Annotated in this window: 15 protein-coding genes; 6 read left to right on the top strand and 9 right to left on the bottom strand. The window is 41.1% G+C overall.

Annotated elements, in window-relative coordinates; all coding sequences use genetic code 11:
• Positions 1-104: 104 nt before the first annotated feature.
• Positions 105-2,492 carry a Tex family protein gene (locus BV60_RS21320; RefSeq protein WP_035777324.1) on the bottom strand — a complete coding sequence of 796 codons (2,388 nt, stop codon included), beginning with the start codon at positions 2,490-2,492 and terminating at the stop codon, positions 105-107.
• Between the two features lie 295 nt (positions 2,493-2,787).
• On the opposite strand from BV60_RS21320, the gene BV60_RS0118405 reads away from it, so the two are divergent.
• The 5 genes from BV60_RS0118405 (at position 2,788) to arcC (ending at position 7,622) form a co-directional block, all read left to right on the top strand.
• Positions 2,788-3,192: a hypothetical protein gene (locus BV60_RS0118405; protein ID WP_156036162.1), complete on the top strand. Its 405-nt coding sequence runs from the start codon at positions 2,788-2,790 to the stop codon at positions 3,190-3,192.
• Positions 3,193-3,204: 12 nt separating this feature from the next.
• Positions 3,205-3,747 carry a hypothetical protein gene (locus tag BV60_RS0118400; protein WP_051656845.1) on the top strand — a complete coding sequence of 181 codons (543 nt, stop codon included), beginning with the start codon at positions 3,205-3,207 and terminating at the stop codon, positions 3,745-3,747.
• 188 nt (positions 3,748-3,935) lie between these two features.
• Positions 3,936-4,676, top strand: a complete 741-nt coding sequence (locus BV60_RS22335) for a DUF975 family protein (RefSeq protein ID WP_029324068.1) — start codon at positions 3,936-3,938, stop codon at positions 4,674-4,676.
• 15 nt (positions 4,677-4,691) lie between these two features.
• Positions 4,692-6,656: a glycoside hydrolase family 2 protein gene (locus BV60_RS0118390; RefSeq protein ID WP_029324066.1), complete on the top strand. Its 1,965-nt coding sequence runs from the start codon at positions 4,692-4,694 to the stop codon at positions 6,654-6,656.
• A gap of 30 nt (positions 6,657-6,686) precedes the next feature.
• Positions 6,687-7,622: a carbamate kinase gene (gene arcC, locus BV60_RS0118385; protein ID WP_029324064.1), complete on the top strand. Its 936-nt coding sequence runs from the start codon at positions 6,687-6,689 to the stop codon at positions 7,620-7,622.
• A gap of 172 nt (positions 7,623-7,794) precedes the next feature.
• Here the strand turns inward: arcC and clpX are convergent, their stop codons facing one another.
• The 7 genes from clpX to BV60_RS0118350 form a co-directional block, all read right to left on the bottom strand.
• The gene (gene clpX, locus BV60_RS0118380; protein ID WP_029324062.1) at positions 7,795-9,336 is read right to left on the bottom strand and encodes an ATP-dependent Clp protease ATP-binding subunit ClpX; all 1,542 of its coding nucleotides are present in this window, start codon (positions 9,334-9,336) and stop codon (positions 7,795-7,797) included.
• A 166-nt stretch (positions 9,337-9,502) separates the two neighbouring features.
• Positions 9,503-11,425 (bottom strand): S1C family serine protease, encoded by a 1,923-nt coding sequence (locus BV60_RS22330; RefSeq protein WP_051656844.1) that lies wholly within the window; start codon positions 11,423-11,425, stop codon positions 9,503-9,505.
• A gap of 213 nt (positions 11,426-11,638) precedes the next feature.
• Positions 11,639-11,917, bottom strand: coding sequence for a hypothetical protein (locus tag BV60_RS0118370; protein WP_029324059.1), 279 nt, complete (start codon positions 11,915-11,917; stop codon positions 11,639-11,641).
• Between the two features lie 52 nt (positions 11,918-11,969).
• Positions 11,970-12,986, bottom strand: a complete 1,017-nt coding sequence (gene galE, locus BV60_RS0118365; RefSeq protein ID WP_029324057.1) for a UDP-glucose 4-epimerase GalE — start codon at positions 12,984-12,986, stop codon at positions 11,970-11,972.
• A 64-nt stretch (positions 12,987-13,050) separates the two neighbouring features.
• Entirely contained in the window at positions 13,051-14,277 is a 1,227-nt protein-coding gene (locus tag BV60_RS0118360; RefSeq protein WP_029324056.1) for a UTP--glucose-1-phosphate uridylyltransferase, read from the bottom strand.
• Positions 14,246-14,476, bottom strand: coding sequence for a hypothetical protein (locus BV60_RS0118355; protein WP_029324054.1), 231 nt, complete (start codon positions 14,474-14,476; stop codon positions 14,246-14,248). Before BV60_RS0118355 ends, BV60_RS0118360 begins: the two co-directional genes overlap by 32 nt.
• A 40-nt stretch (positions 14,477-14,516) precedes the next feature.
• Entirely contained in the window at positions 14,517-15,092 is a 576-nt protein-coding gene (locus BV60_RS0118350) for a Uma2 family endonuclease (RefSeq protein WP_029324052.1), read from the bottom strand.
• 378 nt (positions 15,093-15,470) lie between these two features.
• Here BV60_RS0118350 and BV60_RS0118345 point away from each other — a divergent pair, with 378 nt between their 5' ends.
• Entirely contained in the window at positions 15,471-15,791 is a 321-nt protein-coding gene (locus BV60_RS0118345) for a helix-turn-helix domain-containing protein (RefSeq protein WP_051656843.1), read from the top strand.
• A 46-nt stretch (positions 15,792-15,837) separates the two neighbouring features.
• On the opposite strand, the gene BV60_RS0118340 is transcribed toward BV60_RS0118345, so the two are convergent.
• Positions 15,838-16,815, bottom strand: a complete 978-nt coding sequence (locus BV60_RS0118340) for a D-2-hydroxyacid dehydrogenase (protein ID WP_029324048.1) — start codon at positions 16,813-16,815, stop codon at positions 15,838-15,840.
• Positions 16,816-16,907 lie beyond the last annotated feature (92 nt).

Raw genomic sequence — 16,907 nt, 5'->3', positions numbered from 1 at the left:
GTCCGAGGGGGAAGGCTTTCTTACTTCTTAATCTTCATCGTAAGTCCGAGGGGAAGGCTTTCTTACTTCTTAATCTTCATCGTAAGTCCGAGGGGAAGGCTTTCTTACTTCTTAATCTTCATCGTAAGTCCGATTCTCTGTTTCTTCACATCTACTTCAATAACCTGAACATCAACGATATCACCGACACTTACTGCGTCAAGCGGATGCTTGATATAGCGGTCTGTTATCTGTGAGATATGAACAAGTCCGTCCTGATGAACACCTATATCTACAAAAGCACCGAAGTCTACGATGTTTCTGACAGTTCCTTTAAGAATCATTCCCGGTTTTAAGTCCTTCATATCCATGACATCGCTTCGAAGAATAGGCGCAGGCATGCTCTCTCTGGGGTCACGTGAAGGCTTCTCAAGCTCTGACAGAATGTCTGTAAGAGTTATCTCACCTACGCCAAGCTCCTCAGCAAGTTTCTTTTTATCGCCAACTCTCTTAAGAAGGCTTCCTCCAACTGCTGCCTTTGCGTTATCTGTAGCATCTTTTCCGTTGCCCTTGCTGTCAGCTCCTGATGCGTTTCCTTCATCAGAGCCCCCAAGGCTTGTTCCGTTAAGCGCAGCCGCAAGCGCCGCACCCATAGCTGTATTTGTATTTTTTATGAAAACCTTCTGCTCCTTTTTCTTCTTAGCAGGCTTCTGTTTTCCTTCATTCTCAGACTTCTTTGCAGAATTAATATCCTTAGCTGTCTTCTTCTGCGCTTCTCTTACATCCTCCATTGTGAGGCCAAGCTTGTCCATAAGCTTCTCTGCTGCCTCATATGACTCAGGATGCACACTTGTATCATCAAGAGGATTTTTTCCGTCATGGATTCTTAAAAATCCCGCACACTGCTCAAATGCTTTGGGCCCGAGCTTTGGAACCTTAAGGAGCTGGTCTCTGCTCTCAAACTTACCGTTCTCTTCACGATAATCAACAATATTCTTGGCAATCACCTTGCTGATACCTGATATATAAGTAAGAAGCGGTGCTGAAGCGGTATTAAGGTCAACACCGACCTTGTTAACACAGTCCTCTACAACGCCTGAAAGGGCTTCTCCAAGCTTTTTCTGGTTCATGTCATGCTGATACTGACCTACACCGATACTCTGAGGGTCGATTTTTACAAGCTCTGCAAGAGGATCCTGGAGACGTCTTGCAATGGAAGCAGCACTTCTCTGACCTACATCAAACTGAGGGAATTCCTCTGTTGCAAGCTTACTTGCTGAATAAACAGATGCACCGGCCTCATTAACGATTACATACTGAACCGGCTTATCAAGCTCCTTAATAAGCTCAACAATTACCTGCTCTGATTCACGTGATGCAGTACCGTTACCAACTGAAATAAGGTCAACGTCATATTTCTTTATAAGCTTTTTAAGTTCTGCCTTAGCTTCCTCAACCTTGTTCTGAGGAGCTGTGGGATAGATAACCTTTGTATCAAGAACTTTTCCTGTGGCATCAACTATTGCAAGCTTACAGCCTGTTCTGAAAGCAGGATCCCAGCCAAGAACTGTTTTTCCTGCGATAGGAGGCTGCATAAGGAGCTGCTCAAGGTTCTTACCGAATACTCCGATTGCGCTGTCCTCAGCCTTCTCGGTGAGCTCGTTTCTGATGTCACGCTCAATGGCAGGCGCGATAAGTCTGTCATAGGCATCCTTGCACACAGCCTGAAGCACCGGTGTTGTCTCCGGATTATCCTTAGTAATAGTCTTCTTTTCAAGGAAGCGAAGAATCTGTTCCTCAGGTGCTGTTATCTTAACTGTGAGGAATTTCTCTGCCTCTCCTCTGTTAAGTGCAAGCACTCTGTGTCCGAGAATCTTGTTTACGGGCTCTTCAAAGTTATAGTACATCTCATAAACGCTCTCAGCCTTTTCATCCTTTGCTGTTGAAGCTACAAAGCCCTGATTCCAGGTTTCTTCTCTTATATATGTACGGTAATCGGCATTGTCTGAGATTTCCTCAGCAATGATATCCATCGCGCCCTGAATTGCTTCCTGAATATTCTTTACTTCTTTCTCTTCGTTTACATAAGGAGTAGCTTCCTCAACAAGAGTTTTGGTAGTCTCCTGAGCACGAATTATATCTGCAAGGCCCTCAAGTCCTTTCTCTTTAGCAACCGATGCTCTTGTTTTTCTCTTTGGTCTGTATGGTCTGTAAAGATCCTCAACCGCAACCATTGTCTCAGCTGCGATGATCTTTTCCTTAAGTTCGTCCGTAAGTTTTCCCTGTTCTTCTATGCTGGAAAGAACCTGCTCCTTTTTCTCCTCAAGGCCTCTCAAATATGTAAGGCGCTCCCCGAGAGTTCTGAGCTGCTCATCATTAAGAGAGCCCGTAACCTCTTTACGGTATCTGGAAATAAAAGGAATGGTATTGCCCTCGTCAATCAGCTTGACTGCTGCCTCTACCTGCCATTTCTGTACGCTAAGTTCTTCTGTAATTTTCTGTAAAATATCCATAGTGACTGTAAAACTCCTTGAAAAATGTTAGCTCTGCATTATCATTCTACTTCGCAATAGCATGAAGCGTAAAACTACATGCACATTGTCTATTCTACTATGAATAAATATCTTTTTTCAATCTCATAAAAAAAGGTATTACTACACGCTGTATTTTCACTAAAATTTAATACACTTTCCGCTCGTTTTGCGGTAAACTTAAATTGAAATATTGTCATCTTTTTCTACATAATTCACTATAATGACAGGGGAGGAATTCACAGAGCTGTTTTTACAGTTTCTGCTAAAACTAAATATGAATGAAAGTTTTGAGTATAATCAGACCCACAACCCGCTTAATCCCCGGGTTTCGATGGCAACCATCGCTTCGATAATGGGTTTGATTTCAATAGCGCTGATACTTAGCGTTTATTTCTCCATCATACTTGGAGGAATAGCAATAACACTGGCTTTGCTGTCAAGAGATTCTGCAGGAAAGCTCTATCCGCAGGCAAAACGTGCCATATTCTTTGGTCTCATCGGATTCGTCGGCGGATATGCACTGATGATTACATCCTTCGTGACGGTTTTCACCGATCCCGAAGCGCACAAGATGGTCAATCAGTATTCACAGGCCATAAGCGGTGAAAGCTTTGATGATATGTTAGAAGAATTAACCGGTGGGCTTGGAATAAGCATTGATCTTCCTGAAATGAAATAAGAGGATGTGCTTATGAGTGGAATCAGTGGAATAGGATTTAACAATTCATATGCATCCGGATTTTTTGGTCCCGCCTATAATAACGGCGGCTCCGGGAATGTATCCGAGGCTGCAGCAGGTTCCGTAACAGGTGACACCAAGGTCACACTAAATCCAGGCGAATCTGTTGAAAAGAAGCCCGGCATGCGTTCATCACCAGCCGAATGCGAGACATGTAAGAACCGCAAATATATCGACGGCTCCAATGAAAATGTCTCCTTTAAGAGCGCTGCTCACATTTCACCCGAAGCCGCTCCGTCTAGAGTGCGCGGGCATGAGCAGGAGCATGTTGCCAATGCCTTCAAAAAAGCAGAAGAAGGAAACGGCAAAGTTCTTCAGGCATCTGTCAAAATTCAGACAGCCGTGTGCCCCGAGTGCGGAAGGACTTATGTTTCGGGCGGTCTTACAACCACAAAAATAATGTACAAAAATGAAAACAATCCTTATACGAAAAACCGCAAATCAGCCGATGCTGCAAGCGGACTTATCGGTTCAAGCTTTGACGCTGCTGTCTGATTTGTTTTTCACTTTTTATAAACATTTGATTCTGCATCATGTCTAAGCATAACCGGGATTTCCAATAAAAACCGATTTATTATAAGGTGAGGCCAAGTGCTTCGCCTTATTTTTGGGAAACTATATATTCTTACACGTACAAATACCAGTATATGTAGTTTCAAATAAAATAAACTCAAGGGGAAACCATGAAACAAAATAAGAGAACTTCAAAGATAAAAGCTGTCGCAAGAGAGCGGCTTCTCGGAAACTATGGCACATCAACAATAGCCATTATTCTTTACAGATTCATCACTTTTATAATTATAAATATAGTAGTCGGTGCAATTATACCAAATAACCTTATATCATATTTCGTATATTTTGCTGCCACAATTCTTGTCAATCTTTTCTTTGGCGTATTTGATTCGGGACTTGCTTACCTTTTTATGAATGTTGTCTACGGTCAGTCAGTTTCAATCGCAGATCTCTTTCAAGGATTTAAAAATCATCCGGACAAGGCAATTATACTTCAGATTCCGCTTGCCCTTATTGACACTCTGACTATAATACCATTACAGCTGTTCTCTGTAATCCTTGCTCAGAACAAACAGATTGAAGGAATCATAGATCCAAGAATTACAATTGCTGTTCTTGCCGTATCAGCTGTGATTACCATAGTTAACGTTTACGTCAGATTAATGTTTTCACAGTCCTATTACATACTCCAGGATTTTCCTGATAAAGATGCCTTTTCAATACTAAAGACCAGCATTAAGCTAATGAAGGGCCACAAGCACAGACTGCTTTTGCTTTATCTTAGCTATATTCCGCTGTTCATACTTGGGACACTTGCATGCTTCATCCCGCTTATCTGGGTTGTAACTTATTTATCAGCTGCAGACGCTGCATTTTATCAGGATCTTGTTCAAAATTCGCAAAACAACTAAGGAAGGACTTACAAAATGGATCTACTTGATGCAATAAAAGCTATTGATAAGACACATGAAGATGATGTTCTCCACAGGCTTACCACAGTATGGGGTGATTCTCTTAAAAGCGACAGTGTTCTTCAGGAATACCCTCGTCCCCAGTTCGTCCGCGAAAGCTACATAAACTTAAACGGTATTTGGGAATATGCTTTCACAAAAACCAACACGCATCCTAAAAAGATGGACGGAAACATTCTCGTTCCTTTTTCTCCCGAAGCCATCCTCTCCGGTGTTGAGAGGCAGCTGCAGCCGGACGAATATCTATGGTACAAAAAGAAATTAGAAAACATCACTCTTCCCACCCCTGATTCCAGGGTCCTGCTTCATTTCGGTGCTTGCGATCAGCGTGCCATTGTTTTTATAAACGGCACTCCTGTCGGTGCACATACAGGCGGATATCTTCCCTTTACAATTGATATAACAGATGAATTAAAGGAGTCTTCAGATGCCTCCAATTCCAATTTCTACGATTCATCAGAAGGTAGCTGCAAAAAGCTCTGCGGTACTCTTACAGTTTGTGTTCAGGACGACTCTGATACCTCTTATCACAGCAGAGGCAAACAGACATTAAAGCGCGGAGGCATGTACTACACTGCTCAGAGCGGAATCTGGCAGACCGTATGGATGGAAATCGTTCCAAAAACCCACATAACCGCCTATCGCATTATTCCGGACAGAGACCTGGATGTGATCTATGTAACTGTCCTTACAAATGGTGAATGCCCCGTTTCAATTCAAATTTTTGATTCAAAGAAGGAAGTTCTTATCGCCGAAAACGAAGGCGATACCACTCACAGAGATGACAAGAAGCGTGACAGATTTGAATCGGAAGATTTCCATGATTCTTTCAGTCACTCTTCAGATGAGCTTAGCACCTTCTCTCCCGATATTGAGAGTAAACACTCATCCACATATGTTTATTCCTGCAAGATAACTATTCCCAAAGCGCACCTCTGGTCACCCGAAGACCCTTATCTTTATCAGGTTCTAATTACAGCGGGTGATGATAAGGCTGAAACATATTTTGGCATGCGCTCATTTACCAGACAGCTTGATGCGGACGGTCACCCTCTGTTTTTCTTAAACGGAGAACCATATTTCCTTAACGGTGTCCTCGATCAGGGCTACTGGCCTGATGGACTCTATACTGCACCGAGTGACGAAGCTCTGATTTTCGACATCACCGAGATGAAAAAACTCGGCTTTAACATGCTCAGAAAGCATATAAAAATCGAAGCAGCCAGATGGTATTATCACTGCGACAGGCTCGGAATGATAGTATGGCAGGATATGGTAAGCGGAGGTTCCTCCTACGCAAAGCCTGTTGTCAGTTATCTTCCCACACTTTTCCCCGGTGTATTCGGGCACATGCCGGACGGCCCCATAAATTATCACATGTTCTCACGTGACTCAGCCGACGGACGGAAAGAGTGGATAAATGAAATGGAAGAAACTATCCAACATCTTATAAACGTTCCGAGTATCTCCGTATGGGTACTTTTCAACGAAGGGTGGGGACAGTTCAACGCATCTGCTGCTACAATTCTTGCCAGACAGTTTGCGGATAACAGACTGATCGACCAGGCAAGCGGATGGTTTGATGAAAACGGTGGTGACTTCAGGAGCGTTCACAATTACTTCAGACCGCTCGATGTCATAGCCGATAAAAAAAGACGAGCTTTTGTGATTTCCGAATACGGTGGGTATACCTGCTATATCAAGGGACACAGTAGCGTTGACAGGATCTATGGCTACAAAAAATTTGACACTGTAGGTGACTTCAAGAAGGCATATAATACACTGCTTTCCGAAACCATTGAGAATCTAAAGGCCAAGGGACTTGCCGGTGCTGTCTACACTCAGCTCTCGGATGTCGAAGAAGAAGTTAACGGCATAATGACCTATGACCGCAGACATAATAAACTAGAAATGATATAATTAAGCATCAAAAAAACGGAGGACTACGTTATGGAAAACAAGAAGGCAGTGGTGTCTCTCGGACATGAGGCACTTGGATATACCACAATGGAACAAATGGAAGCCGTAAGAGTTACAGCCAAGGCTCTTGCAGATCTTGTACAAGCCGGCTACCAGCTAAACATCACTCACAGTAACGGTCCTCAGGTCAGCATGATCCACAAAGCCATGACTGAGCTGAGACGAATCTATATTGACTACACTCCCGCTCCCATGAGTGTTTGTAGTGCAATGAGTCAGGGCTACGTTGGCTATGACCTTCAGAACTCCCTTAAGAGCGAACTGACCAGTCGTGGCATTTCAACTCCCGTAAGCACCATTCTCACACAGGTTACGGTTGATCCATATGACGAAGCCTTCTATTCACCGACCAAAGTAATCGGAAGATACATGTCAAAGGAAGATGCCGACAACGAAGTAAAAAAAGGTAACTTTGTTCAGGAGGTTCCCGGAAAAGGCTATCTTCGTATCGTTGCAGCTCCTAAGCCGATTGATATCGTTGAAATAGATGCGATACGTGCTCTTTCCGATGCAGGTCAGATAGTAATCGCATGCGGAGGCGGTGGAATCCCGGTAATCCAGCAGAATCACGTATTAAAGGGTGCATCAGCAGTTATTGAAAAAGACGCAATTGCAGGAAAGCTTGCAGCCGACCTCGGTGTTGACAGACTTATCATCCTTACCTCTGTTCCTTACGTATATACAGATTTCGGAAAAGATACTCAGGCACCCATCGAGCGCATGAACGTTGCTACTGCAGAACAGTACATCAGAGATGGACAGTTTGGCGCAACAGACATGCTTCCCAAGATTGAAGCAGCTATAGAATATTTAAAGAAAAAGCCTTCAGGAAGCGTTCTTATTACTTCACTCGCTGAAGTTTCAGATGCTCTGAAAGGAAAAGCCGGCACATTCATCACAGCCTGAGACTGTGATTTTCACTACGTGCTCTACTCAAACAAGCTCAACTAGGCTCGATAATACCTCGCCAAGTTGACTTGCATGGCTCGCACTAAGCTCGAAAACACCTCGCTAAGTGCTCTGCTCAAATAATAAAGCTGACAGATGAGTTCAACATTCTGTCAGCTTTTTAATGCTTTTATTTATTCTCGGAATCCTTAAGCGGAATCGCCTTTGGAACCTCGGTAGTCCTAAGCTCTATTCTCGGGCCACCCTTTCCTCTGATATAATCTCCTGTTATCGTAACACTTCCGATATTATCATCCTTTGGAATCTCATACATGATATCAAGCATAAATTCCTCTATGATCGCACGAAGAGCTCTGGCGCCTGTCTCTTTCTCCATGGCCTTTTCAGCTATAGCATCAAGAGCGTCATCGTCAAATTCCAGATTAACCTCATCGAAGGCAAGAAGCTTTTGATACTGCTTCAAAATAGCATTCTTAGGCTCCCTAAGGATCTGCACGAGCATTTCCTTTGAAAGGCCTTTAAGCGTGCATACAATCGGAAGTCTTCCTAAAAACTCAGGAATCATTCCGAACTTCTTAAGGTCATCTACAGTAACCTTGGTAATAAGGTCAGGGTCTTTATCCCACTTATCCTTGAGGTCTGCATCAAAACCAATTGATGTCTGCTTATTCAGTCTCTGCTTTATAATCTCTTCAAGATCCGGGAAGGCTCCGCCACAGATAAACAGGATATTTCTGGTATTTACTGTAGCCATCGGAACCATAGCATTTTTACTGCTTGCACCTACAGGAACTTCTACATCTGCACCTTCAAGAAGCTTAAGCATACCCTGCTGTACAGATTCTCCGCTTACATCTCTCGATGTGGTATTCTTCTTCTTTGCAATTTTATCTATCTCATCAATAAAAATGATTCCCTGCTGGGCTCTGTCAATATCATTTCCGGCTGCTGCAAGAAGCTTACTTACAACGCTTTCTATATCATCACCGATGTAACCGGCTTCTGTAAGTGAAGTTGCATCAGCAATCGCAAGCGGAACATCAAGAAGCTTTGCCAGCGTTTTTACAAGATAAGTCTTACCGCTTCCGGTAGGTCCGATCATAAGAATATTTGACTTCTCTATTTCTATGTCATCCATAGTACCTGTTTTTACACGTTTATAGTGGTTGTAAACAGCTACCGAAATTATCTTCTTAGCCTTCTCCTGGCCTATTACAAATTCGTCAAGCTTGCCCTTTATTTTATGGGGTGCAGGCATATTCTCGATATTAAACTCGGGCTTTACCTTAATATCCTCTTCCTTTTTCTTCTTGATCTTCTGAGAATTGGGAATTCCACCTGTATTCATAAAATCACCGAAATCCATAAAACTAAGTCCCGGCATACCGCTATGTTTGTTAAGCTCATTCATCAGATTCGGATTATTCAAAAGATTCTGATAATCGAACTGGCTGACAGTATCCATTGTCTTATGCATACAATCATCACAAACACAAATGCCGTTTGGAAGATGGAACATCTTCCCCGCCTTGCTCTCAGGACGTCTGCACATAAAGCAAACATCCTCATACTCACTTTCTTTTTTATCTGAAGTGTCCTTCTTATCATCATTAGTTGCATCTGATGATACTACGTCACTACTATCTTCGGAATCTTTAACTTCTCTGAAATCAAATTCATCATTTCCGTTATTATCAAATCTATCGCTCATTCTTTATCTCCATCTCGGCTAAAATCTCTTATTTCGCATATAATCTAATTATATTCACACCTGACACCTCTATCAAGTTAAGAAAGAATAAAAAAGACAAAACTGCCATCGGGTGATCCCCGATGGCAGCTAAGCATATCTGACATATTATTGTTGATTATATAAATCAGTTTCCAAAACTAAATCCAAATCCGAAAGGATTTCCAAAAGGATTAATTCCATTCTGCTGTCCTTCATCCTGACCATTTCCACCATTGGCATCAGGTGTTTTCTCTCCCTGATAAGTCTTGCCATCAGTAGCATCTGACTGAACAGTCTGCTTTGATCCAAGTGTTACGGAAATCTCCTGATCCTGATATCCGCCGGAAGCCTGTCTCTTAACAGTTACAGTAACTGTTTCACCTGCTTCATAATATGCAAGCTTGTTCTGAAGATCATCCATTGATGAAATCTCTTTTCCATCAAATGTGGTAATGATATCGCCTTCCTGGATTCCTGCGCTCTTTGCTCCGCCATCAGCAGATACGGCTGCTACATAAACACCAAGAGGAAGACCATACATCTGTGATACATCGGAAGTTACGCTTACACCTGAGATTCCAAGATAGCCTCTCTGCTCCTCTGAAACCTTTGAACGTGTCTTTTCTGTCATAAGCTGCTGGATAATAGGCTTTGCTGTTGAAATCGGGATAGCATAACCCATACCTTCAATTGCTTCTCCACCAATCTTGTTGGAATTGATACCAATGACCTCACCACTGATGTTAAGAAGTGCGCCGCCTGAATTTCCGGGGTTGATTGCAGCACTTGTCTGAATGAATGTACCCTTCCTACTGTCGTCCAGGTCAATAGCACGGTTTACTGCACTGATAACACCTGTAGTTACAGACTGTCCATAACCAAGCGCATTACCTATTGCGATTGCAGGCTCACCAAGTGTAAGCGCATCTGAATCACCAAGTGTTGCAATAGCTATGGCATCTCTTGTTGAAGCGCTAAGGTCAGAAAGCTGTACTGCTATAACTGCAAGATCCATATTTGAATCTGTACCTTTAACCTCTGCCTTTGCAGTATTCTCATCTACAAAAAGTACTTCAAGAGAATCAGCACCTTCAATTACGTGATAGTTGGTAGCAATCAAAAGCTCGCTGTCATTTGTTCCAACAATGATACCTGAACCTGAAGCTGTAAGCTCCTGGCTGTAAGTCTGTCCAAAATATGACGCAGACTGTGTGTAATTATTGTTGATTGAAACCATTGCAGGCATTGCTTCTTCAACAACCTGTGTAACATCAGTAACTACTGTCTTGGAATTCTCTACGGTCTGAGTCTTGGAAATACCTGCCTCAGCGTTTTCTCCGATTACAGCGTCCGAAGTTGTGCTCTTATCTACTTCTGCAGCGCTTGATGAATCAGCCTTTGCAGTGGATTCCTCAATGTTCTTGTCAGCTGCCTTTGCCTTATCTGCCGCATCAGCCTGATCCTTGGATTGTTCAATAGCAGGCATCTGTGTTATCTTTGTCATACTGTAATAGCCTGCACCAAGTCCCAGGCTCAAAACAAGAGCAGCCGCAATAACTGCTGCAACTTTCTTGCCGTTATTCTTTTTCACAGGACCGTTTCCACCATTCATGCCCGGCTGATTATATGTGTATTGATAATTGCCGTAGGTACCCTGGTTATTGTAGTTGTAATTACCATAGGTTCCTCCGTTCTGTGAATAGCCATTATTTGTGTTATTCATCCCGTTATAATTTCCATAGGATCCTGTATTGCTATTCTGGTTATAAGAACCTGTTCCGTAGGTATTGCTGCTGCCATATGTATTATTCTGACTGCCTGTACCATAAGTACTGTTCTGATTACCTGTGCCATATGTGCTGTTCTGACTGCCTGTGCCATATGTAATTCCCTGGTTGCTACCATATGCATTGTTCGGGCTGCCTACAACGTAAGGACTGCTATTTGTTGTCGGAGTTTCATTTTCTCTCTTGATATCCTGACCATTGCCGCTTGTGGAGCTAACTTCAGTTTCTCTTTTTTCTTCAATTTCCATCTTGTTCTGTTCATTATTTTCATTATCAAACATTATCCATTACCTCTTTCCTTGACTTGATTAATATTGATAAATTATTTTTTTATTTCTTTATTTCTTTACTACGTATTCAGTATAGAAAGAGATTGTGACGAAATTGTGATAAAAGTATCAAAAAAATGTTTCCCCTTGCTTAAGCGAAACTAAATATCAGTATCGATCTGCTTGGGGAAATATTTTCAGATTGTATAAAAAACCATACTATGTCTAGTAATAAAAGTCATCCTCTTCTATGACTTGTATTTCCATATAATCAAACGGAATCTCTTCAATAAACGCATCCTTCGTAAATCTGCATTTATTATGAAGCTGAAAATCATGTACTGTAGCCTTTAACCATATCGGTTTGCTAAGATCCAGATCATAGCATGCCTTCTCAATAGCATTCATTACCTTATGTGTTCTGGTATCCATAGAATTATCTTCTATTACAGTATCTTTTAAAAGATGATTATCATTAATAAGTCGTACCCAAAGTTTAAACATAAAACCTCATAAATAAGGGAAGGCCAGAGACCTTCCCTTTATAAAAATCAAATTAATCCTCGTAACCGTTAGGATTCTGGCTCTGCCATCTCCATGAGTCCTCGCACATCTCGCGAATTCCGTTCTGAGCCTTCCATCCAAGCTCCTTCTCAGCTTTATCAGCATTTGAATAGCATGTTGCTATATCACCTGCACGTCTGGGCTGAATCTCATAAGGAATCTTAACACCGTTGGCTTCTTCAAAATTCTTAACAATGTCAAGAACACTGTAACCAACACCTGTTCCAAGGTTGTAGATTGAAAGACCGCAGCCGGGCTCAAGCTTCTTAAGAGCCTTAACATGTCCAACAGCAAGGTCAACGACATGGATATAATCACGTACGCCGGTGCCATCGGGAGTATCATAATCGTTACCGAATACATTAAGCTTAGGAAGTCTTCCTACTGCTACCTGTGTAATATAAGGCATAAGGTTGTTCGGAATACCATTGGGATTCTCGCCAATAGTTCCGCTCTTGTGAGCACCGATAGGATTGAAGTATCTAAGGAGAACTACATTCCATTCAGGATCGGCATACTGTATATCGGAAAGAACCTGCTCAAGCATTGATTTTGTCCAGCCATAAGGATTTGTGCACTGTCCCTTGGGGCATTCCTCTGTGATCGGAATAAAAGCAGGATTGCCATATACTGTAGCGGATGATGAGAAGATGATGTTCTTGCATCCGTGTTTTCTCATAACATCTACAAGAGTAAGTGTTCCGCCTATGTTGTTTTCATAGTATTCCCAAGGCTTCTGAACAGACTCACCAACTGCCTTAAGACCTGCAAAGTGGATAACCGAATCAATCTTCTCTTTATTGAAGATTTCCTCAAGGCCTTCTCTGTCACGAATATCTGCCTTATAAAAAGGAACCTTTTTACCTGTTATTGCTTCAACACGTCCAATAACTTTCTCACTTGCATTAGCAAGGTTGTCCATTACTACTACATCATAGCCGGCATTCTGAAGTTCTACTACTGTGTGGCTCCCAATATATCCTGCACCACCTGTTACCAATATTGCCATATTTTTTCCTCCACTATACTCCTCATTTATAAAAGCAGTTCCAAACATAGGAGCATTTTTTAGTTTACAGTTCTATGCCATTCTTCTTGCAGAGCTCTCTTGCTGACTCTACTGAATCTTTACCTGTCTTATTCTTGATAGGAGCAAACTCATGCTCACGAACAACTTCGTAAGGTACGCAGCTGTCAAGCTCATGGATCATATCAAGAACAAGCTGCTCAAATTTGCATCCGTTAGGTGTCTCAGGTTTTATATACTCACCGTTTTCATTGATATAAGGAATCTTCTTCTCAACAACGTGAAGAGGAAGCTCGTTCTTCGCAATACGCTCAAGAGCCGGTACATTGAAGAGATAGTTCAGAATAACACCATAGTTGTAAGCGGGATCACCTGCTTCATCCTTGGCATCCATCATATCCTGTGTAAGCTCATAGTACTCAACAATAGAAGGCTTGCCATCTTCAAGGCACATAACTCCAACACCTTCATCGGGAGCATTCTTCTTAACAACCTTAGCTCCTACCTCAGCCTTCTGATCTATTGTCGCACCAACAAAGCAGGGATCGCAGATTCTCTGAAGAACATTGTCAACAGCGAAGATATTAACCCACTCAATACCCTCAGCATGAAGAGTCTTATCAAGACCGGCCTTGATCATTGAAGAAAACCATCCTGCATTTCCGTTAGGTGATGTGGAAATACGTCCTTTTCCTTCCATATAAACTTTGCCTTCATAGTCTGAAGCGGGTGCCATATCCTGCTTAAAGAAAGTAACCTTATCAGCTTTATAGCCAAAGAAATTCTTTTCAGTAAGGAAGTTCACTGTCTTCTCATGATTCTTCTCACTTGTCATGATGAAGAGATGAATCCATGATCCTGTAGCGTTAACCACATCAAGAAGGTTCTCGATGATACGCTGGAAAATGAATACTTCCTTTGTAAGACCTATATTGTACATTCCCTTAGGATCATCTGATCCAAGTCTTGTACCCATACCGCCGGCAAGAAGACATGCAGCTACCTTACCTGCCTTAATAGCATCTGTACCGATTTTGTTGAACTCATCTTTTCTCTTTTCAATCTCTGAAAGCTGCATGCATGCAAGAGGTTCAAACTTGCCTCTCTCAGAACCGTGTCCAAGATTCTTTGCATTTTTCAAAACTTCGAAGTCCGTCTCATCTATCTGCTGTATGAGTGCAGCCTTCTCTTCCTCTGAAAGCTCGTCATAATATTTGAGAACGTGCATCTGTCCGTTGGCTTCAAGTTTCTTCTTTGCTTCTTCTAATGTCATAGTAATTCTCCTTCACTATTTCACCTTTAGTTCTTTTTTCAAACCTATTATATGATACTTCACAAAAACCATAAAAACAATCTGAGTTGTAATTTTCTTTATTCCTGTCGATTGTCAAAGTCCTATTCATATAAAGTTTATCCCCGCAGGCCTTCAGATTAGATTCATTTTCGTCAATAATAAAATCAATTTCGCCCAAATCGGAAAATCAATTCAGACAAAGCACCTCATGCTCTCGGTCAGTCCTTCATAAGCTCGTATTCTTCAATAATATCATTTATTTCATTAAGGTTAATGCTAAGCTTTTCTTTAAATGTTCCTATCAGTATCTCTCCCTCAAGGTTATACACTTTTTTCAAATACTTATCGCCGCTGTATATGTAGGATTCCAGCTTCCTGCCTTGAACATCAACTATCCATAACTCCTTAACCTTCGCATCACAATACCTCTCAAATTTGGCATTCATTGCACGCCTTGATGCCTTATCGGTAATTATCTCTATTATGAATTCCGGAGCTCCGCAAATTCCGGCCCTGCCTATAATAACCTTATTAAAAACCGCAAAAAGATCAGGTTTAAATATGTTGTAGTTATCCTGCAGTATCCTGATACCGACCGGTCCCTCATAAACCTTACAATCTATACCCTGCTCCCTGACATAGCCCCCTATCAATATATGAAAATATGATGCTATATCCTGATGAAGCGTCCCCTTCACAGGGACTTCATAAAAAACTCCATCTATCAGTTCAACATTATATTCTCCCGGTAATGCATAATACTCTGATATTGTTCTGGGATTTACTTTTGACATGATGCTGCTCCTTTAAATTTATTTGTATATATACTTATATGCATTTTTATATACTATCACATAATATAATATATATTATTATATCATTTAATATCACTTTGTAAATAACATTTTTACATCAGAAAGAGCGGGCAATATGCCCGCTCCTTCCTTAAGTGATTAGAAAAAGTGATATAACATGAGATAATCCCATGAAATACTCTTACAACATGACAATATCTTAAATTATCATCTAACATATCGCATCTACGTTATAGTTTAGCGCATTTGTGTCATATTGTCTATCGTATTTACGTTTTATAATAATATATATGCAACCATTTCTTATTAGATTATAATGATTGCACAATTAAATTTTACAAAACGGAGGCACCAATAATGTTTGATGCATTAGGTCGAATTGATGACCTCATAATATCGCATAACATGTCAAGGAACCAAGTTGCCAAAAAGGCAAATATTCCCTCATCTACTTTGAATTCTTATTTTAAATTCAATAGATATCCCCCTATTGATAATATTGAAAGAATCTGCGATGTCTTTGGTTTAACACTTATTGAATTTTTCTCTGATTCAGAGCAATTGGAAACAGGTAAGACTACTACCGAGTTAGCCGAATTGAATTCAAAATATGTACTTTTAGCAGATCATCAGAAGAACGCTGTCAATAGTGTTATCGATGCATTTTTAACAGAATAATGGCTTCTTGAACTCAATCTCTAAAATAGGTTCAAGAAGCTATAGTTTATAACATATTAATCACATTCCTGTTTTCGCCCCTTTTAAAAGCGAGAATATTTTCCAATACCTCATGAACGCAGCGGGTCCTGGCTTCGACGCTTGCCCATGCCATATGAGGTGTTATAAACAGCTTTTTGCTGTCCTGTATTTTAAGAAGCGGACTGTCTTTTTTCATAGGCTCAACCACAAGAACATCAAGACCTGCCCCTTGTATTTCATCATTTAACAGGGCCTCTGTCAGGTCCTCTTCATTAACTATCGGTCCTCTGGCTACATTTATGAGGATGGCAGTCTTTTTCATTTTCTTAAGCGCTTCCTTATCAATAAGGTTTCTTGTCTTGTCACTGAGCGGGCAATGAATAGACAAAACATCACTTTTTTCAAGAAGCTCATCAAAGCTTACCATCTCATATGCCTCATCCTCTTTGTTGTGTGCAGTCCTGCCTGATGCGGAATAAAAAATCACTTTTGCGCCAAATGATGTAGCTATCTGAGCAACCTTCCTTCCGATATTACCCATTCCAATAATTCCCCAGGTCATTTTGTCAAGTTCATGAAAAGGTATATCAAGCTTACAAAAATGCTCCTGTGCCGCATAATCACCGCTTTTTACAAATTCGTCATAATCCTTTAAGGATTCCATGATATAAAACAAAAGAGCAAATGTGTGCTGTGCAACCGACATTGTGGAATACCCTGCAACATTAGCAACCTTAATTCCTCTTTTTGCGCATTCATGAATATCAACATTGTCAAAACCTGTCGCAAACTCGCAGATAAGCTTTAAGTCAGGAGTTCTGTCAAGAATCTCAGTTGTGATCTTTGACTTGTTGATGCAAAGAATTTCCACATCCTTGAGTCTCTCCTTTGCGTTTTCAACAGTTATCTTATCCTTATAAAAAGAAACCTCCCCTGCCTTGGAAAGCACACTGTAATCTATATCATTTCCAACACTGTCAATTTCTGCCGCTACTATTTTCATTTGATAAGCCCTCTTTCTTCCCGGTACATTTTTGCAAGCATATAATCGAGTGATCATAAAACAACTGCAATAATTTTTATTAAAAATAATAC

Origin of the sequence: Butyrivibrio sp. AE3004, from assembly GCF_000703165.1 — a bacterium.
Classification (GTDB): Bacteria; Bacillota; Clostridia; order Lachnospirales; family Lachnospiraceae; genus Butyrivibrio.
Note: the sequence above shows the minus strand (reverse complement) of the source record. Positions and strands in the feature narration are given on the sequence as shown.